The organism is Aidingimonas halophila (assembly GCF_900106955.1).
Lineage (GTDB): Bacteria > Pseudomonadota > Gammaproteobacteria > Pseudomonadales > Halomonadaceae > Aidingimonas > Aidingimonas halophila.
Genome location: NZ_FNNI01000006.1, coordinates 237,169 through 255,528 on the forward strand (window position 1 = coordinate 237,169; position 18,360 = coordinate 255,528).

Here is an 18,360-nt window from a genome sequence, read left to right on the forward strand (position 1 = left end):
CGAAAAACATGGGGGTTACCCCCTATTTTCGTGAATGCACTGAGATATCAGGCAAGTTTTCCCGGCGAATAAAGAAAGGGTGGCGCTGAACGCCACCCTTTGATGTCATCACAACTGATGACGGTGTTACCTCGGTCTTTGTTGGTATTACCCCAGCAGAGACAGGGCGTTCTGCGGGATCTGGTTGGCCTGCGCCAGTACCGATGTACCCGCCTGCTGGAGGATCTGTCCCCGCGTCATCTCGGAGACTTCGGTGGCATAATCGGCATCCTCGATCCGTGAACGGGCATCAGAGAGGTTGGTTTCGTTGGTTGCCAGGTTGTTGATGGCCGAATCGAAGCGGTTCTGGACTGCACCCAGCTCGGACCGCAGGCTATCGACCTGACTCAAGGCACTATCCAGGGTTTCCAGAGGATCTTCCGTGGGTTCCACTGACAAGCGGGAAAGATCATCAGTGTTCGACAAACTATCGAAATTAGCAGTGCCGCTTCCGTTGACAGTGGCTTCGTCGGGATTCAACGACATATAAGCCGTAACATCAGTGCTATCTGAATCAATATCGATACCCTGCGCTTGCAGATCCTCGATCTCATCAGAAGTCATCTCACTACCGTCGAAGCTAACCTTGGCATACAAGTCGCCATTGGCATCTGAATAAATAGTTTCTTCACTCGCAGCAGCAGAGGCGGATGCGAGACCGAAATCCGTACCATCCATTGCTGTAACGGTGCCAACGTCGCTGACATCCTCATCGCTCAGGAACTCATCGACAGTGGCGGTATCAGCGGCTTCTACATCACGCGGTCCATCGACATTAAAGTCAGTCAGACCGAGCGTTTCGGCACTGATTTCCTCCAGATTGATGCTGATGGACTCGCCATCGTTGGCGCCAACCTGAATTTCAAGGCTATCTCCCTCGGAGAGAACTTTTACACCGTTGAAATCGGTCTCTTCGGAGATGCGGTCGATCTCGCTCAGACGCTGGCCGATCTCGTCCTGGATGGACTGCAAATCTTCCTCGGAGTTAGTGCCGTTTTCCGCCTGAACGGTCAGTTCACGAACGCGCTGCAGGTTGTCGTTGACCTGATTCAGGGCACCTTCGGTGGTCTGGGCGACGGAGATACCGTCGTTGGCGTTACGCTGCGCCTGGCCCAGGCCAGTGATCTGGCTGCTCATGCGGTTGGCGATCGCCTGACCCGCGGCGTCGTCGGCGGCGCTGTTGATACGCAGACCAGAGGACAGACGCTCCATCGCTGTCGTCTGCACGTCACTGGAGTTGCTGAGGTTCTGCTGCGCGATTTGCGCGGTAATGTTCGTATTGATCACAGACATGATGATGTCCTTCCTCTCATTTGGTTTGGCTCCACTGGCGGACCTCGGTGGTGAAACCATTCCCGGGTCTGCCTCAACGGCGCCGTTGGCCGTTACCCCTGTTATCGGAAGGGGGTGGGAAAGCTTTAGGGTGGATTTGAAATTTTTTGCGGGAATGTTGTCACTATGGCAGGGCTGGCGCCCTGTATCGCGGCTAAAGCCGCTCCTACAACACCATAAAGCCCTTATGCATCAATGATATGGCTCGATTGGTGCGTTCTGGCATTCGGTAAGTGGCGAGTCGCAGGGCTGGCGCTCTGCATCGCGGCTGAAACCGCTTCACAAAACCCCGAAACCTTGAGGAATCAGGAAGGTGGGAGAGATTATAGTCGTAATGGGTCGTCAGGCGCCCCGGCGGTGCTATATTGGTGAGCTTATCCCAATAGCGAGAGCGCATTTTGGGGAAGCTGGTTGGCTTGGGCAAGCATGCTGTTGCCTGCTTGCTGCAGGATCTGGGATTTGGTCAGGTTGGCGGTTTCCGCGGCGTAATCGGCATCCATGATGCGTGATCGCGCGCTAGAGAGTTGGGTTTCCGCCGTTTCGCTGCTTTCGGCCACCGAGTTTAGCCGGTTTTCCAGGGCGCCGAGATGGCTACGTTTGCTGTCCACCATACCGATGGCCTGATCGAGCGCTGTTAGTGGGTTCTTGGGTTGCTTGAGGCGGATTTCCCGGGCGTCTTCGGTGATGTCGATAACGGTATGCGGCGTGCCATCACTTACGGAGTCATCGTTATCGAAACCGTTGGCATCCGTGCGCACATTGACGTTGTACGTGGTATTCAAGTCGGCGGGGTGATAAATGATGACTTCGTTGTTGCCATTAATCGTCTTGATCAGAATGTCGTTGTCTTCGGTATCGACCAGGTTCGCCACCTTGTAATTGCCGTAATCCGAGCTGCTGTCGGGTAGGTCAAAATAGTAGTTGCCGTCTCCCCCCTGCCGCAGTACGTCCTGATGATCATCACCATGGCTATCGGTATAGTTCACTTCGACATTACGCGGGTCGATCGTCACGGTCGATGTACCATTGACGGTCTCGACCTCATGCTGGGTGGGATCGAATGTGGTGGCGTCGTCATTCTGCGCGGAAACCGTGAACGACGTATCGTCGGCGTCACGCACCACATCCACCTGGGCTTCATAGTAGCTATACACTCCACCGCCCTCGTCCACCTCGATCATGTAGTGGTCATCGTCTTCACGTTGCATGAGGCGTACATCACCGGAGGCGAGCGCATTATCGTCAGAATCACGAAAATCGATCTCGCTGGTGTCGTCAGGCAAGTCGAGCCGGGGCGTTCGATCGATATCGGTCGTACTGGCGATATTGCCATCCCGTAACGGTATATCGTCATCGGCATGCACATTCACGGTCGTTGTCCCGTCACCGTGCGTTATCGCGCCGGTACGGCTTTCGTCCACTCTGTAATAGGCTGGTGTGCTGCCACTTTCGATATACTGGAAGCCATCCGCTTCTACGACCCCCTGGCCGGAAGGCGAGAGATGGCTGTTATCGCTGTGATAATAGCTGACACTGACATCGGGGTCCGTGACGTCTGCCCCGGCCAACGTATTGACTGGCGAAACGCCCCCCGCAATCATTGGCTGGTCATCGATGGCCTGGGCGGTCAGGCTGCCACTACCGGCTTCGAAACGTAACTCGGCTTCCAGGTAGCGGGTTTCGCCTTCGCCATCGGTGCTGGCGATCAGGTAACGACCGTCGTCGCTCTGCACGAGATCGCCACTGATCGTATTGCCGTTGCTGTCCAGCAGCTCTGTACTGGTGCCCCCTGTGGACTCGGGTATCTCATCAACCGTACGGTACAGCCGTTCGGTACTGATATTGACCGTACTTTGATCAGTCGCCGTTTCGTGCGTAGCCGTTACTGAAGCATCGTAGAATACCGGCTCGCCGCCCTCTTCTGCACTGACATAGTAGCCATAAGGGCCGTCTCCACTGCCTTGTGCCATGTTCCTCAGAGTGGGGGTATTGCTGGTCGGCACATCGAAATCCATCGTTGTATTGGGAGCATCCACGTGGATATCCAATGCTCGGCCAATCAATTGATCCCGGCGTGAGACATCGCCTTCGAGACCGGCCACCGTGAAATCTTCGAGTCCTAACGATTCGACACTGAAGCCCGGGCCAGACATATCGACACCAAGCTGTTCGCCGTCATTGGTGCCGGTCTGCAAGTCAATATCGCCGGCCTTGCCATCCAGTAGCGGGATACCGTTGAATTCTGCCGATTCGGCAATACGATCGATCTCTTTGAGATTGGCATTGATCTCTGCCTGGATGGCATCGCTATCATCCAGGTTCAGGGTACCGTTCAGTCCTTGTACGGTGAGTTCGCGGACTCGCTGGAGACGGTCATTCACTTGGCTCAATGCACCTTCCGCTGTCTGCAAGAGCGAGATGCCATCGTTAGCATTGTGCTGCGCCTGAGCATGGCCGTTGACCTGGCTGGTCATGCGATTGCCGATGGCGAGCCCGGCGGCGTCATCCTGGGCACCATTGACGCGCATTCCGGAAGCCAGTCGTTCCATGGCGGTTCGCCCTTCAGACAGGGCTTGTCGCTGATGTTGTTGACTGGTCAATGCGGCCAAATTGGTGTGAATCGCGTTCACGGCTTCTCCCTGTACCCAAGATCGCATGAACCATGTATCGGCAACGCCAAAGGGAACTTTAATGTCGCAGCCAACCATGCGCGTTGCGGCACAGTCTCTTGGGCGCGACTGGCAGGGTATCGAGGTCAGCGACACCGCCTATCGCGGCTGAAGCCGCTCCTACAGCCCCCCCAAAACCTTGTGGAATCAGGCAGGTAGGAGGGAATGCAGTAATGGTTCAGCGATATACCTTGCTACGATGAGCGACACGGATAACCAGAATACGAAGGTGGCCATCGTCGATACTGGCAATCAGACGATAGTTGCCTACACGGTATCGCCAGAACTCTCGCCACTCGCCTGTCAGAGGCTTGCCCAACCGGCGCGGATCGTCTGCCATTTGCAACCGCGAACGCAGAAAATCTCGAATTCGCTTGGCGTCGGCATGTCCATTTTTTGTAACTGCTTGACAGCATCATCCGTCAGTTCAATCTGCCAGGCCAAGATCACGTTCCACATCGTCCAGGCTGTGGGTCGTCATCTCGCCACGGCGGACACGTTCCAGGGTCTGCTCAGCCAGATAGATATCCTCGAGATCTTCCAGATGCTCCAGAATCGCTTCACGAGCATAATAGGTCTTGGTACGGCCAGTGGCTTTCGCCAATGCCTCAAGGCGTTTTTCGATATCTTCGGGGAGTCGTATTGCCAACACGGGAGGTCTCCTGGCAAGTGCTATACACGTATAGCATATACCAGGATCAATTCTATCACCATCAATATCCGGGGTTATCAATCAATCTGCTGTCGGTGGCACATGGGCAGGGCTTCCGCCCTGCATCGCGGCTGAAGCCGCTCCTACAAGCCCCCGAAACCTTGTGGAATCAGGCAGGTAGGAGGGATTTTAGTCACGATGGGAGTTGCGTCAATTGATAGCAGAAATCAACTGACATAAACTACAGCCATATCAAGGGGAGCAGCAATTATGTCCAATGGACTGGACACATTACTAGCGCTTGATGGTGTCAGTTACGCGATCGGGGATGGCTTTTGGGTAAAATTCGTGGTGTTCAGTGTTCAACCGACTTCACATATACCGCATGGCATCAAATACAGCCTGACACTACACCACCGTAGCGGCCAGCGATTGGTAGGGTTCGACAACGCTCATGCGCCGAAAGCAAAAAGGCGAAAGTTTACCGCAAAACGTCAAGAATGGGATCACCTCCATGAGCGCCATGATGTGTACGAGTACGATTTCGATACCCCGGAGCAATTGTTGGAAGATTTCTGGCAAGCGGTGGACCGCTGTTTAGCCGCTGAGGGAATATGATGAAAACCTTGAAAATCGGTATCATGAATCGCGATGCATTTCGGCAGCGTACGTTACAGATTGCCAAGGGTGAATATCATCCTGCACCGGATGAGCCCAAGATCTGGTTCGATAGCGTGGAAACGATGTCCCAAATGTTGAGCACCAAAAATCTCGAGTTGCTGAAAATCATCGGGGAACGTAAGCCTCAGTCGCTGGGCGAATTGTCGGCAATCACCGGTCGCCGCAAAGAGAGCCTTAGCCGCACGATCAAGAAAATGCAGGGATATGGTTTGATATCGATCGAAGAAGGCCCGCGTCACGCCCGTATCCCCATACCGGTTGCCGATTCATTCGAAGTCAAGCTTATGTAGTCGCGCTGCGAAAAATGGCAGGGCTTCCGCCCTGCATCGCGGCTGAAGCCGCTCCTACAATGGGGTGGGTGATCATGCTACGGCGCTTAAGGTCTCGCCCGGTTGCGGTGTCATGCCGGTGCCGGCCAGAGAGTTATATAGCGCGATGGCGCTGTCGTTGCCGGCCGGTGGGTTCTCTACCTTTGTCGCGGCGACGGATTCCCTCTCACCGGAATCAGCCGAGTAGGAATCGGCATAGGCGTCTTGCGACGTGTTATCGCCCTGCCCGCCCTCGGCATCGGCGCGCATCAGTTGGGCGGTGAGCTGCTGGTCGAGAGGGAGTTCGCCGTCAAGGCCGGTATCGCTGTCCTGTTGAGGCGCTTCGGCGAGCGCTTCGTCGTCTCCCATCCTGACGGCTTGAATCCAGGCGAGATCGTTGGCCCTGGCTCCTGCGTTCTCCCCGCTACGGGCGGCATTGGCGTGCTCCGCCGCCTTGACGTTCTGGACCGGTGCCGCTGTCGGTGACTGGTAAGGCTGGAAACCGGCAACCGAGGTGACTTGCATGGGCCGCCCTCCCCTGACTCCTTGTTCGGTGTAGGGTCAGTATTGAGGATGGGAGATATGACTGCAAGCACGGAAGGAACAGCGGGAGTTGGCCGGCGACAGCGGTGGTGGGTAAACTGTAAGCCAGCACTCGTATCAGGTGTCAGCCATGCGTATCTCACAGAAACAGGCCGAGACGATACAGTCGATCTGCCAAACGTGGTTGGGAGACGATCTCGACCTGCGCGTCTATGGCTCTCGTCTTGATGATAGCCGCCGGGGGGGCGACATCGATTTGCTCGTCATCACTCCAGACCCTGTCTCTCGGTTGAAGCGTGCTCAACTGACCATGGCATTGGAGGACGCTCTGGGCATTGCTGTCGATGTGTTATGTCATCAAGCTGGCACGACACCCTCGCCGTTTGCCTCCATCGCACTGAACCAGGCACATCCACTGAGAAGCGTGGCATGACTGACGATATCCTCACCGCTCAGAAACGACACTTGGCCCGCTTGCTGGAAGCCATACAGCGTTGCGCTTATTTCCTCTACCAATCGGAGCAACGTATCCAGTGGCCATTGACAGGTGAAACGCTCATCACCAGGAAAAAGGATGTCGATCTTTTCGAAACGCTGGCCGCCATCAATGAGCGTTTTGCGAAATTGCAGGACTCTCTGGCTACCGCCATGCGTCACTGCGCTTATCTTGCGGGGGAACCAAGTGACAACTTCCTGAAGGTTCTTGGCTTCTTTGAAAAAGAAGCAGTGATCACCTCTCGCGAGGATTGGCAGCGTTGTCGTGCTGCGAGAAACCTTGCCGCCCATGACTACGACACCGATTACCTGGAAACTGCCGAGCACTTCAATACGCTGCATCAGCTTTCCGGCATCTTATATGCGGCTTCCGAACGGTTCCTTGCTTTCTGTGAAACGCAGCTAGGCGTTTTGCCTATCAGCGATGATTTTTCCCAGGAATTCCAGTCCATTACCTAGGTCGTGCTGCATGCCCACTATCGACCTCTTCCTCGAACTCAGTAAGGAAACCTGCCTCGCCCACTACGAGGGCCGGGTGGACAACGTCTTCGCCCATAGCCTGGATGGGCGGCGGGTGGTGTTTCCGGCATCGGCCCTGCGGCGGGTCGTGACGAAGGACGGCGTCGAGGGCGTGTTCCGGTTGCACTACTCCTCGGAGGGGCGCTTCGAGTCAATCCAGCGACTCGAATAGCTATCGTGCTCTCCATCGCGGCTAAAGCCGTTCCTACAAAAAACCTCGCAAAATCCGTCAGGTAGGAAGGACCTTAGTCGCGATAGAGCTGCTAGTCGCTTTTGTATATCCTCTTGACATATACATCTCTCCTTCTAATCTGGGATATACTATTGGCATATGCTAGGCTTTGTACGAAAAGTCGGCGCGCGAAGGCTAGACAAGGCAAAAATCAACGAAAAAGCGGAATCTACGGGTGTAAATGAGCATTTTAAGGCGATTTTTAACGCCGTATTGTCGAGTGCAGGCAGCTTTCGTACAAAGCTTAAGGAGGTAATCATGCCAAAGGGGTCCGTATTTCAATCGAATCGAAGCCAGGCGATCCGGCTACCCAAGGTGGCGGCACTGCCAGAAGACGTGAAGCGGGTGGATGTCATCGCTATTGGCCGTACTCGTATCATCACTCCTGTCGGGGAATCCTGGGATAGCTGGTTCGATGACGTTGGGGTGACTGGCGATTTCATGGCGGTGCGTGATCAACCTGATGAGCAGGAGCGCGAATCCTTCTAATGCTCAAGTACATGCTCGATACCAATATCTGCATCTATACGATAAAAAACAAGCCACCCCATGTGCGAGACGCATTCAAGAGTCATCACGATCAACTCTGTATCAGTACGGTGACGCTGATGGAGCTGATCTACGGGGCGGAGAGATCAGGAAGTCCGGAGAAGAACCTCCACGTTGTAGAGGGATTTGCCGCCCGTCTGGACGTTCTGCAGTACGATAACGATGCCGCTGCACATACCGGTCAAGTCAGGTCGGAACTCGCTAACGCAGGTCAGCCTATTGGTCCTTATGACAGCATGATTGCCGGGCACGCCAGATCAATGGGGTTGATAGTCGTCACGAACAATGTGAGTGAGTTTCGTCGAGTTTCCGGCCTGAGACTCGAAGACTGGGCGGCCAGAAACCCTTGAGTGTGTCATTGATGTATACAAGCTCCCCACGAACCTTGCAGGATACGCTCTGGTCTCTTTTCTCACACCCGGCACATCAAGGGCGATGGCAATACATCTCAGTCGCACTCATATCTCTCTAACCAATTGATTAGAAAAGACTAATTTACTCAAGCATTCACTATCCCAGCCGATACTCCTGTTGCCTACACAAAGATAATGGTGAATACATTAGGGGGTACTGATGCTGGGTAAACTCAACCGAATCAACGTCAAGTATGCGGTGGCGTTCATTGCCGTGGCGTTGTCGCTTCTGGCAATCGTGGCGGTGGATGAGCGGTTGGTGAATGCCGTGAAGGAGCGCATGACGGCCTTCAGCAGCGAGTTCAACGTCGCCATTTCGGATGTGCTGAATGCCGATCGCGATTTATATCAGGGACAAATGGCCCTTCTGGAGTTTCTCGATGCCGACCCGGAAGGCGATGCCGGTCAAGGTTTCATCGCGGCATATGAGGAGAATGCCGGGCAGGCTTATGACAGGATGCACGCTTTCGAAGGCCACATGGCGGACTACCCAGATGTAGTGTCTGAACTCGATGAGTTCGAGGCCCGCTTCGAGGCGTGGGATACCATCTCCAAGGACATTGCCGAGTTGCACCAGGAAGGCAATACGGAAGAGGCAAAAACGCTTTTCTATGATGAAGGCATGCCACGCTTCAATGAGTTGCGTGAGGTGTACGATCTGGCCGGCCAGGCAGCCGATGCCAAGGTGGCCGAACTGGAAAACGTCATGCTCGATCGCATCAGCACCCAACAGACCTGGGTGATCGCGATTTCCGCGCTGATCTTCATCGCCGCGACGGCCCTGGCACTGATCGGTCCGCACCGTATGTCGAAGGCGATCCGTGAAGTCAGCGAGCGTATCCGCGAGATTTCCGAAGGCGACGGCGACCTGAGGGAGCGCATCGAGAGCCGTCGTACCGATGAGATCGGTGAGTTGGCCACTCAGTTCAATGGCTTTATCGATCGTATCGATAGAACGCTGCAGGCGGTGCGCTCCAGTACCCTGAGCGTCAATTCGGCATCGGACGAGATCGCCAAGAGTAGCCAGGATCTGGCATCGCGAACGGAGCAGACGGCGTCCAACCTGCAGGAAACCTCGTCGTCGATGGAAGAGATCACTTCCACGGTTCGCCATACGGCTGAAACCGCGACACAGGCCGATGAACTGGCACGCAGCAGCGCCGAGGTGACCCGCAACGGCATGAGTGCGATGCAGGATGTCGAGACGACCATGAACGACATCACCGAGTCGGCGTCGCGTATCAACGAGATCATCGGCATGATCGATTCCATCGCCTTCCAGACCAATATCCTGGCGCTCAATGCCTCGGTCGAGGCGGCTCGGGCCGGTGAGCACGGCAGAGGCTTCGCCGTGGTGGCCGAGGAGGTACGCACCCTGGCGGGACGTTCCAGTGACGCCTCACGCGAAATCCGTGAACTGGTGGAAACGTCCGTCGCCAATACCCATTCCGGCTCCGAGAAGGTGCGTAAGGCCGGTCAGACGATGGAAGAAATCGCTGAGAGCATCAATCGCGTGACGGAAATGATCGGTGAGATCAGTACCGGCGCTCAGGAACAGAGCAGCGGGATCAGTCAGGTCAATACCGCAGTGACCGAGCTGGATACCATGACGCAGCAGAACTCGGCGATGGTCGAACAAAGCAGCGCCGCCGCCGACGAGATGAGCCATCAGGCGGACCGCCTCATGGCCCTGATCAGTTCCTTCAAATTGAGCAATACCGAAGGTAGTGAGTCACGGACAGGCCGTACCCTCACCCATCAACAGAGTGAAGGACAGGAAAAGACGGATTCCAGGGAAGATCAGAAGTGGCTGGAATTCAGCTGAGTTCGTCGAGGCGGTAAGGACACCGCCTATCGCGGCTCAAGCCGCGCCCACGAAAGCCACAAACCTTGCAGAATCCAGCTGACGCCGCCCCACGACAATCCAGAACCTTTCAGGATCAAGCATGTGAGGCAGCGACAGTTACAGTGCAGTCATTAGAACGCTTCCCACTCCTCGACTTCACTTCCCTGGCGCGTTGCCGGGGAGCGTTGTGGTGTCGATGTAGAAGTGGAAGCCGCTGCTGAAGTCGAGTTGCCGGACAACGTCGGACGGCTGGACGCGGTGTTCCCACTGGCCGGTAGCGATTGACGTCGCGGAGTGGCGTTGTCATCTCCCAGCACGAAGGATGACACCAGCGCATTGAGGTGCTCGGCATGGCGGCGCATCTCGGCACTGGCACTGGCGGATTGCTGGACCATGGCGGCGTTCTGCTGGGTCATGGAGTCCATTTCCGCGACGGCGGTATTGATCTGACCGATACCGCTGCTCTGCTCCTTGGCACCGGCACTGATCTCGCCGATCACATCGGTCACCCGTGAGACGCTCTGGACGATGTCCTGCATGGTCTGGCCGGCCTGACGCACGATTTCGGCACCGGATTGGGTGTGACTGACCGACGTGTCGATCAATTCACGAATCTGGCTGGCGGCTTCGCTGGAGCGGCTGGCCAGCGTGCGGACTTCCTGGGCGACGACGGCGAAGCCCTTGCCGTGTTCACCCGCGCGGGCCGCTTCCACCGAGGCATTGAGCGCCAGGATGTTGGTCTGGAAGGCGATGGAATCGATCATGCTGATGATGTTGCTGATCTGCTCGGCGGAATCGTTGATATCGGTCATGGTCTTTTCGACCTGCCCCATCGCCGATTCACCCTGGCGCGCCACATCGGCCGTCTCGGAGACGAGCTGGTTGGCCTGATCCGCGGATTCCGCACTGTGGTTGACGGTCGAGGTGATCTCTTCCATCGACGACGAGGTTTCCTGCAGATTGGCAGCCGCCTGCTCGGTGCGCGTGGAGAGTTCATCGGTCCCCTGAGCAATCTCGCCGGCGGCATGGTTGACCTGCTCCACACTGCTGCGCACTTCTCGGAGCGTCTCCTGCATACGCGACACGAAGGCGTTGAACTGTGTGGCCAGTTCGCCGACTTCATCCTTGGTATCGACCTCCAGGCGCTTGGTCAGGTCGCCCTTGCCCTCGGCGATGTCCTGCATGGCGGCTGCGGTCTGACGGATCGGCCCGAGCGTGCGGCGCACCAGGAACCAGGCAATAACGGCAACGATCAGAAATATCACGGCACCGGTCAAGCCAGCACTGACAATCGAGTTTCTGAGATCAGCCGCTGCCTCGGCTTCCACATCCGCCATGGCTTCGTTGATGTCTCGGACATAGACGCCGGCACCGATCATCCAGTCCCAGGCCTCGATGCTGTCAGCGTAGGAATACTTGGTTTCCGTATCATCCGTCCCCGGATACTCCCACGGATATTCGTAGAACCCGCCACCATCGCGACTGACCTCAACCAGTTCACGAATGATGTAGTCACCGTCAGGGCTTTGCAGATCGCCGAGATTGGTGCCTTCCTGCTCCGGCTGATGAGGCAGGACGATATTCGTCGCATCGTATTCGAACGCAAAAATGTAATTGTCACCTTCGAAGCGCATACTGCGCAGGATCTCGGCGGCCCGTTCCCTGGCTTCGTCATCGTCGGCATCCGCATTGTCGACGATAGGAGCGATGGCGGTCTTGGCCTGCTGTACGACATCCCGCACGCTCTGCTTGCGGTTGTCGATCAGCGTTTCGCGTTGTTGCGCCAGGCTTTCACGATTCGTGTCGATGCGATCCATGGATTCGCGAGCGACCAGTACTACGGTCATGATGAACAACGGCAGCAGTACCAGCGCCAGGACCTTCGCCTGAAGGCTGATACCACGTCGGTGAGGTGATGTGTGAGTGGTTGTCATTGAGATGATTTCTCCAGAATCGTCTTCAGTCCTAAAGGGATGCCATCGTTTTTATTGTGCTTTGCAATATCGGCAAGCACTGGAAAAACTTGATGTCGGATGGGCAAGCGTTTAGCAACCCCATCAACGGCAAAGTAAGATAGACTCAATAAAGAAGGCTTAGGAGATCATAAGGACAACCATGACGGAGCCTCCGGTCAAGGCAGGGAATATGGCTGTCCGGCATTGCGTTCAATGCCGGCGAGTCCTGGCCCCCTTATGGCTGAGTCTTCTGTCGGCACTGTCATTGGGCGCTCCGGTGGCCAACGCCCAGGCCCCACGAGACGATCTGGAACCGGTGTCGTTACAGTTGCTCTGGTATCACCAGTTTCAATCGGCCGGATATTATGCAGCCCAGGATCAGGGATACTATCGGGATGCCGGCTTCGACGTGGAAATCCGTCATGGCGGTTATGACAACCAGGGCCGGTCCGTCGATCCGGTCGAGGAAGTCATCTTCGGGCGGGCGGACTTCGGGGTAACGCGCTCCGATATTCTGCTCCATCACAGCCGTGGCGCCCCGGTCACGGTCATCGCCAATATCATGCAGCGTTCACCGCTGACGCTGCTGACCCTGAAACGCTACGGTTTCGATCGCCTCGAGGATATCGGCGACCGTCCAGTCTCGTTGACGCTGCCCACCAACAACCCGGACAAACGGATCAGTGCCGAAACCGTTGCTGCGCTACGCAAGGCCGATGTGGACATTCGTGCACTCAACAATTCGCCCCCTAGCTGGGATCTCGACGATCTACTCAGCGGCACGACACAACTCACCACCGCTTATCGCACTGATGAGCCCTACCTCCTTCGTCAGGTTGGTGCCACGCCTGTCGAAATCGATCCGGCCGACTATGGAGTCGATTTCTATGGCGACACGCTGTTCACGCATCGCCAACTGGCCGACAACGAGCCGGAGCGCGTGGCCGCCTTTCGCGATGCCAGCCTGCGTGGCTGGGAGTACGCGCTCGAGCATCCGGAGGCGATCGCCACACTCATCGAACGAGAATACGGTACCCGCAGCGAACGTCATGATCGCGAGTTCCTGCTTCATGAAGCGGAGCAACTCCGAGAGTTGATGCAACCCCAGTTGATCGAGATCGGCTACATGAACCCCAGACGGTGGGAGTCGATCGCCGAGGTGTACCAAGAGTTGGGTATGATCCAGCAGGCGGATATCGGCTCGCTACTCTTTACGCCCGAGTCGAATGGCTCCCCTCACCTGGGGCGTTGGCTCGTGCCTGTCGGTACCGTTCTGGCGCTGGTGCTATTGGCTGCCGGCTACCTGCACGTGGTCAACCGTCATCTGACGCTGGAAATCGCCCGGCGGCGTCAAGCCGAGAACGCCTTGCGTGTTCAAGCCGAAAAGGATGGCCTGACCGGTATCGATAATCGCCGGTTGTTCGAAGCGCATATTCAGCGTGAATTCCAGCGCGCCCGGCGACATAATCTGCCGTTGAGCCTGATTCTATTCGATATCGACAACTTCAAGGCTATTAACGACGATTACGGACATCTGGTCGGAGACCGCGTGCTGAAGGCCATTCCCGAGGCAACCGCTCCGGTATTGCGAAGCAGCGATCTCTTTTCACGCTACGGCGGTGAGGAGTTCGTCGTTATTCTGCCGGAAACCCCCCTCGATGAGGCATGCCAGGTGGCCGAACGGATCCGCTGCGTCAATGGTGACCATCGAATCGACGGCGACGTCCCCAACGATCCGGTGACGTACACCCTGAGTCTGGGGATTGCCGAATTGCAAGCCGATGATGCGTCTGCCGAAGACCTCGTTCGACGTGCCGATACGGAACTGTACCGGGCCAAGACGGCGGGACGAAACCGGCTGAGTTCTAGGATGACACCTTAGCTAGCAGCCAGTCGGCGGCAAAGGCCTCATTGGTCTGCGGACGCGCAAAATAGAAACCCTGCGCCTGATCACACCCCAGCTCACGCAGGGCATCGGCCTGGCCGCGCGTTTCGACACCCTCCGCCACGGTTCGCATATTCAGGCTACGCGCCATGGAAATGATGGTCGCCACGATCGCCAGGTCACTGTCGTTCGAGAGCATGTTGCGCACGAAGGACATGTCGATCTTGAGCGTATCCAGCGGAAAACTCTTGAGATAGGCCAGCGAGGAATAGCCGGTACCGAAATCATCGACAGCCAGCGTGAACCCTGCCGACTTGAGCTGCTTCATCAAGGCGATCGCCTGCTCGGGGTCTTTCATGAAGCCGCCCTCCGTCAATTCGAGGGCGATCGCCGACGGCGCCACACCGTAGGTGGCGAGAATGCTGGTGATACGCTGAACGAAGCGCGGGTCATCCAGTTGCTGTGCCGCGATGTTGACACTGATCGGCGGCACCGACAGTCCCTGGCGACGCCAGGCGATGATCTGACGGCAGGTCGCCTGCAATACCCAATCCCCCAGCGCCGGTGCCATGCCGCGTTCCTCGACCAGCGGGATGAATTCGGCCGGACTGATCCAGCCCAGTTCGGCATCGAACCAACGACACAATGCCTCGACACCGACCAGGGATTCACTATCGAGACCGACCTGGGCCTGGAAGTTCAACTCGAGCGCATCGGTCTTGAGTGCCGACGTCAAGCGTTTCGCCAGCAGCAGGCGTCGCGCCACGGCCTCGCCCATCGCGGAATCGTATAGGCAATACCCACTGCCACGCTCCTTGGCATGATACATGGCAATGTCGGCGTGCTTGAGCAGCTCGCCTACGGTCTCCGCATGGGTGGGGTAGCAGGCCATGCCCAGACTCGCCTCCAACGACAGCTGCTGCCGGCGCACCTTGAAAGGCGGTTCCAGCACGCGTTGCAGTCGCTCAGCCAGCTTGCGCATGCCATCGAGATCGATATGCTCTGCCACCGCCACGAACTCATCACCGCCGAGACGGGCGAGCATGCAATTTGCCGGCAACACCTGGGACAACCGCTCCGCCACGGCGATCAACACCCTGTCGCCGGTATCATGACCGTAGGAGTCGTTAATGTCCTTGAAACGGTCGAGGTCGAGAAACACCACGCCCAATGACGTGTCTTTCTGAGCGGCCAGGGCAAACGCGGCTTCCAGATACTCCTTGAAGTAGGTGCGATTGGGCAGATTGGTTGCCGTGTCGTAGTAGGCAAGCCGGAAAATACGGGATTCGTCGTTCTGTCGCTCCAGTTCGGCAGCGGCGACGGCCGTGAATATCTGCAGTACCGAACTGACAAAGTCGACATCCTCCAGCGTGCGGCGGAACATGACCACCAACAGTCCGATGGGATCGCCATTGGCATCGTCCAGACGATAGCCGACATAGGCGCGGATCCCATGCAAGACATCCTGGTATTGGGCCGGCAACCGTTCGGTGATGGCGCCCTGCGACTCCCAATGGCCTTCGGTGATCACGCGTTCGCAAGGGGTGTCGGTCAAGTCATAGGAAACGTCTTCGACGCGATGCCCATCGATGACGGCGGCAATCGAGTTGACCTGCCGTGGATGCCCCTCATCCAATAGCCCCACGAAAGCAAAATCGGCATTCAGCGCCTGGACCATATGACCAGTCAACTGGTCGAAATAGGCGCTGCCACTGCGGGCAGAGACCGCCGTAGCAATGTTCAGCACGGCATGATGCATACGCTGCTGACGAGAACGCACACGCAGCGCATTGATCCCGTACGCCAGGTTATCGGCCAGTTCTTCGAGAAGCGCCAGCTCCCGTTCATCGACCTCATCACTGTCGAGGTCTTCGGCGCGATCAGGATGGTTCCGGCCTTCATACAGTGCCAGTATGCCAAAGATCGTGCCATCTTCCTGGCGCAGCGGCAGACAGATGATTCGTTGGAAGCCGCGCTTTTCGGCGTCACTCAACCAGGGGTTGAAACGTGCATCCTCATGCAGCCTATTCAGGACGACGGTCTTTCCGCTACGAATGCAACGCCCCGCCGGCCCCTGCCCGTAGGGGTCAACCTCCGACCAACTGAGACGAATGGCATCGTAGTAACCTTGCTCATTGCCGGCCCAGGCCTGAGGCACGATGCTTTTCGCTTCATCGTTCCGGGCATAGCCCACCGACGCCATGCGGTACCCGCCTGCCTCGACCGCCAGATGGCAGATCGATTCCAACAGCGACGACTCATCCGATGCCCTGATCAACGCCTTGTTGCATTGACCGAGCAGAGTCAAGGCACGATGCGAGGTCCGCAGGTGTCGTTCGACCTCTTGCCGGGTGAGTTCCGCGCCAGCGCGTGATGCAGCGACGCGGAGAACTTCGCGAGCTATCTCCACATTCGGCATCGGACGGCTATCCAGTACGGCGATCAACCCCAGGGCACTACCGTCCGGAGCGAATATGGGGATGCCCAGATAGCTTTCGGCGCCCAGATCTTCCAGCATGGGATCATCAGGAAAACGGGCGCAGATGCCCGAGGGATAGTGGCAAGGCTTGTTGCCGACGACACCATCACAGGGCGAGCCCTTGAGGGGATAGCTGATATTCGCACTGATACGGCTGCGGGACCAGACGGCCAGAGTCCGAACATTGAGACGATCGGCGGTGATTTCGCCGATCAGGACGAAATCGACCTGCAGCACCTTGGCCAGGTGCGTGACCAGGTCGTCAAAGAACGCATCACCGGCATCCAGCGCCAAGGTATCGGCCAGGACTTGAAAATTATCTTGTGCGGCAATCGCCTTTTTCAATGAATCGCTCCCCGGTGCCTTGGCATGGCAGAACGTGCACTCTACCACGTGTTATCGGCACATATATGATGACCTTGAAAGGCCGGCACCGGAGAGTCAAGTCTGGTCAACTCAATGCGAAGACACTTCCCAGGGCGGCGATGCCAACGCCCAGTGCGCGGACCCAGCCATTGCTGCGTGTCATCAGGAAACCGCCCAGGGCCTTGCCACCATAGGTGATCGCCAACGTGGCCAACGAGAAGCCGGCCAGATAGCTCATCAGCGAGGCGCCATGCGGGAGCTCGCTGCCGTGAGCGTGACCATGGAACAACATGAATGTGACGACCAGGACGGCTCCCACGACGCTCGGCAGTCTCGCCATGGCCGCCAGCAACACACCTGCCAGGAGCACGCTCAACGCGATCCCCGTCTCGACGCCGGGCAATGCGATGCCACTCCAGACCAACGCCGCACCGGCCCACATGCCCAGCAGCACGACGAGCGGGGAGAGGGTACGAAACAGACCGCTCTGCCGCACGCTCCACAGGCCGATCGCCACCATCGCCAGGAGATGATCCAGCCCCAGGAACGGGTGAGACAGGCCGGCGGCGAAACCGCCATGACCACCCCCATGGCCGGGATGTCCCCAGGCCAGGCCCGCCACCGCCAGTAACGGGAGACAGAGGCTCAGCGCCAGACGCGTCGGTTGATGAGGCAACGTGACAGTCATACAAGACTCCTTTCGCAAGATTCAATGAAGTAATGTCGAGACTCAGCTGGCCCGCGCCTGCGGGCGACGTTCAGGCAGCATGCCGCGATCGAGAATGAAACGGATGATCTCTTCGAGACCGACGCCGTCGTAGAGATTGGTAAAGACGAAGGGGCGATCGCCTCGCATCATCCTGGCATCGCGCTCCATGACATCCAGCGACGCATGAACCTGTTCGGCGATATCGATCTTGTTGATGATCAACAGATCCGACTTGGTGATGCCGGGACCGCCCTTGCGCGGGATCTTGTCACCGGCCGACACATCGATCACGTAAAGCGTCAGGTCGGAAAGCTCGGGACTGAAGGTGGCCGAGAGATTGTCACCGCCGGACTCCACCAGCACCAGTTCCAGATCGGGATGGCGGGACTGCAGATCATCGATGGCCGCCAGGTTCATCGACGCATCTTCGCGAATCGCCGTGTGCGGACAACCGCCGGTTTCCACGCCAAGGATGCGATCGGCGGCCAGCGCATCGTGCTTGAGCAGGAAATCGGCATCCTCGCGGGTATAGATGTCATTGGTGACGACGGCGAGATCATAATGGTCCCGCAGCGCCAGGCAGAGTTGCTTGAGCAGCGCCGTCTTGCCCGACCCCACCGGGCCGCCGACGCCGATACGCAGACAATGGGTCATGTTTTGGCTCCTTGATCTATCAGTGATTAGCGCG

At 57.2% G+C, this 18,360-nt stretch carries 17 protein-coding genes and 1 pseudogene; 9 read left to right on the plus strand and 9 right to left on the minus strand.

The genetic code is table 11. The annotated features are described in order from the left end of the window. Window positions 1–147: 147 nt before the first annotated feature. The 4 genes and pseudogenes from BLW01_RS12920 to relB form a co-directional block, all read right to left on the minus strand. Window positions 148–1,332 (minus strand): FliC/FljB family flagellin, encoded by a 1,185-nt coding sequence (locus tag BLW01_RS12920; protein WP_092570366.1) that lies wholly within the window; start codon window positions 1,330–1,332, stop codon window positions 148–150. Window positions 1,333–1,745: 413 nt separating this feature from the next. Further along, window positions 1,746–4,001, minus strand: a complete 2,256-nt coding sequence (locus BLW01_RS18895) for a flagellin N-terminal helical domain-containing protein (RefSeq protein ID WP_175529839.1) — start codon at window positions 3,999–4,001, stop codon at window positions 1,746–1,748. Window positions 4,002–4,218: 217 nt separating this feature from the next. After that, window positions 4,219–4,425 (minus strand): annotated as a pseudogene (locus BLW01_RS18785) (type II toxin-antitoxin system RelE family toxin); the annotation flags it as partial. Window positions 4,426–4,467: 42 nt separating this feature from the next. Continuing rightward, window positions 4,468–4,692 (minus strand): type II toxin-antitoxin system RelB family antitoxin, encoded by a 225-nt coding sequence (relB, locus tag BLW01_RS12940; protein WP_092570374.1) that lies wholly within the window; start codon window positions 4,690–4,692, stop codon window positions 4,468–4,470. Window positions 4,693–4,962: 270 nt separating this feature from the next. On the opposite strand from relB, the gene BLW01_RS12945 reads away from it, so the two are divergent. Together BLW01_RS12945 and BLW01_RS12950 are read left to right on the plus strand one after the other, a co-directional pair. After that, on the plus strand, window positions 4,963–5,310 hold the full coding sequence (locus BLW01_RS12945) for a toxin-antitoxin system TumE family protein (protein WP_092570375.1): 348 nt from the start codon (window positions 4,963–4,965) through the stop codon (window positions 5,308–5,310). Continuing rightward, window positions 5,310–5,663 (plus strand): HVO_A0114 family putative DNA-binding protein, encoded by a 354-nt coding sequence (locus BLW01_RS12950; protein WP_092570376.1) that lies wholly within the window; start codon window positions 5,310–5,312, stop codon window positions 5,661–5,663. Before BLW01_RS12945 ends, BLW01_RS12950 begins: the two co-directional genes overlap by 1 nt. Before the next feature lie 72 nt (window positions 5,664–5,735). On the opposite strand, the gene BLW01_RS12955 is transcribed toward BLW01_RS12950, so the two are convergent. Next, window positions 5,736–6,206, minus strand: coding sequence for a hypothetical protein (locus BLW01_RS12955; protein WP_092570378.1), 471 nt, complete (start codon window positions 6,204–6,206; stop codon window positions 5,736–5,738). A gap of 148 nt (window positions 6,207–6,354) precedes the next feature. On the opposite strand from BLW01_RS12955, the gene BLW01_RS12960 reads away from it, so the two are divergent. The 6 genes from BLW01_RS12960 to BLW01_RS12985 all read left to right on the plus strand — a co-directional run bounded on the left by BLW01_RS12960 (window position 6,355) and on the right by BLW01_RS12985 (window position 10,257). After that, complete coding sequence (locus BLW01_RS12960; protein WP_092570380.1) at window positions 6,355–6,657, plus strand: nucleotidyltransferase domain-containing protein; 303 nt, start codon at window positions 6,355–6,357, stop codon at window positions 6,655–6,657. Next, on the plus strand, window positions 6,654–7,178 hold the full coding sequence (locus tag BLW01_RS12965; protein ID WP_092570382.1) for a hypothetical protein: 525 nt from the start codon (window positions 6,654–6,656) through the stop codon (window positions 7,176–7,178). Before BLW01_RS12960 ends, BLW01_RS12965 begins: the two co-directional genes overlap by 4 nt. A 10-nt stretch (window positions 7,179–7,188) precedes the next feature. Then, window positions 7,189–7,410 carry a DUF2835 family protein gene (locus tag BLW01_RS12970; protein ID WP_092570383.1) on the plus strand — a complete coding sequence of 74 codons (222 nt, stop codon included), beginning with the start codon at window positions 7,189–7,191 and terminating at the stop codon, window positions 7,408–7,410. A gap of 318 nt (window positions 7,411–7,728) precedes the next feature. Then, the gene (vapB, locus tag BLW01_RS12975) at window positions 7,729–7,959 is read left to right on the plus strand and encodes a type II toxin-antitoxin system VapB family antitoxin (protein WP_092570385.1); all 231 of its coding nucleotides are present in this window, start codon (window positions 7,729–7,731) and stop codon (window positions 7,957–7,959) included. An 11-nt stretch (window positions 7,960–7,970) separates the two neighbouring features. Continuing rightward, on the plus strand, window positions 7,971–8,369 hold the full coding sequence (gene vapC / locus BLW01_RS12980; protein ID WP_373294202.1) for a type II toxin-antitoxin system tRNA(fMet)-specific endonuclease VapC: 399 nt from the start codon (window positions 7,971–7,973) through the stop codon (window positions 8,367–8,369). Window positions 8,370–8,592: 223 nt separating this feature from the next. After that, complete coding sequence (locus BLW01_RS12985) at window positions 8,593–10,257, plus strand: methyl-accepting chemotaxis protein (protein ID WP_092570389.1); 1,665 nt, start codon at window positions 8,593–8,595, stop codon at window positions 10,255–10,257. Between the two features lie 152 nt (window positions 10,258–10,409). Here BLW01_RS12985 and BLW01_RS12990 read toward each other — a convergent pair whose 3' ends face one another. Then, window positions 10,410–12,212 carry a methyl-accepting chemotaxis protein gene (locus BLW01_RS12990; protein WP_092570391.1) on the minus strand — a complete coding sequence of 601 codons (1,803 nt, stop codon included), beginning with the start codon at window positions 12,210–12,212 and terminating at the stop codon, window positions 10,410–10,412. Between the two features lie 181 nt (window positions 12,213–12,393). Between BLW01_RS12990 and BLW01_RS12995 the strand changes: the two genes are divergently transcribed. Then, window positions 12,394–14,115 carry a GGDEF domain-containing protein gene (locus BLW01_RS12995; RefSeq protein ID WP_092570393.1) on the plus strand — a complete coding sequence of 574 codons (1,722 nt, stop codon included), beginning with the start codon at window positions 12,394–12,396 and terminating at the stop codon, window positions 14,113–14,115. Here BLW01_RS12995 and BLW01_RS13000 read toward each other — a convergent pair. From BLW01_RS13000 to ureG, 3 genes are all read right to left on the minus strand, one after another. Further along, complete coding sequence (locus BLW01_RS13000) at window positions 14,099–16,942, minus strand: bifunctional diguanylate cyclase/phosphodiesterase (protein ID WP_175529840.1); 2,844 nt, start codon at window positions 16,940–16,942, stop codon at window positions 14,099–14,101. The genes BLW01_RS12995 and BLW01_RS13000 overlap by 17 nt on opposite strands. A gap of 106 nt (window positions 16,943–17,048) precedes the next feature. Next, a complete protein-coding gene (locus BLW01_RS13005) occupies window positions 17,049–17,651 on the minus strand; it encodes a HupE/UreJ family protein (protein WP_092570397.1) in 603 nt (200 codons plus the stop codon). A 42-nt stretch (window positions 17,652–17,693) separates the two neighbouring features. Then, window positions 17,694–18,326 (minus strand): urease accessory protein UreG, encoded by a 633-nt coding sequence (ureG, locus tag BLW01_RS13010; RefSeq protein WP_092570399.1) that lies wholly within the window; start codon window positions 18,324–18,326, stop codon window positions 17,694–17,696. Between the last annotated feature and the right edge of the window lie 34 nt (window positions 18,327–18,360).

Bases quoted from the DNA above. Each gene is read 5' to 3' on its own strand.
- BLW01_RS12945 (WP_092570375.1), top strand. From the start codon at position 4,963: ATGTCCAATGGACTGGACACATTACTAGCGCTTGATGGTGTCAGTTAC.
- BLW01_RS12950 (WP_092570376.1), top strand. From the start codon at position 5,310: ATGAAAACCTTGAAAATCGGTATCATGAATCGCGATGCATTTCGGCAG.
- BLW01_RS12960 (WP_092570380.1), top strand. From the start codon at position 6,355: ATGCGTATCTCACAGAAACAGGCCGAGACGATACAGTCGATCTGCCAA.
- vapC (WP_373294202.1), top strand. From the start codon at position 7,971: ATGCTCGATACCAATATCTGCATCTATACGATAAAAAACAAGCCACCC.
- BLW01_RS12920 (WP_092570366.1), bottom strand. From the start codon at position 1,332: ATGTCTGTGATCAATACGAACATTACCGCGCAAATCGCGCAGCAGAAC.
- BLW01_RS12995 (WP_092570393.1), top strand. From the start codon at position 12,394: ATGACGGAGCCTCCGGTCAAGGCAGGGAATATGGCTGTCCGGCATTGC.
- vapB (WP_092570385.1), top strand. From the start codon at position 7,729: ATGCCAAAGGGGTCCGTATTTCAATCGAATCGAAGCCAGGCGATCCGG.
- BLW01_RS12970 (WP_092570383.1), top strand. From the start codon at position 7,189: ATGCCCACTATCGACCTCTTCCTCGAACTCAGTAAGGAAACCTGCCTC.
- BLW01_RS12955 (WP_092570378.1), bottom strand. From the start codon at position 6,206: ATGCAAGTCACCTCGGTTGCCGGTTTCCAGCCTTACCAGTCACCGACA.
- BLW01_RS12965 (WP_092570382.1), top strand. From the start codon at position 6,654: ATGACTGACGATATCCTCACCGCTCAGAAACGACACTTGGCCCGCTTG.
- BLW01_RS12990 (WP_092570391.1), bottom strand. From the start codon at position 12,212: ATGACAACCACTCACACATCACCTCACCGACGTGGTATCAGCCTTCAG.
- BLW01_RS12985 (WP_092570389.1), top strand. From the start codon at position 8,593: ATGCTGGGTAAACTCAACCGAATCAACGTCAAGTATGCGGTGGCGTTC.
- BLW01_RS13005 (WP_092570397.1), bottom strand. From the start codon at position 17,651: ATGACTGTCACGTTGCCTCATCAACCGACGCGTCTGGCGCTGAGCCTC.
- ureG (WP_092570399.1), bottom strand. From the start codon at position 18,326: ATGACCCATTGTCTGCGTATCGGCGTCGGCGGCCCGGTGGGGTCGGGC.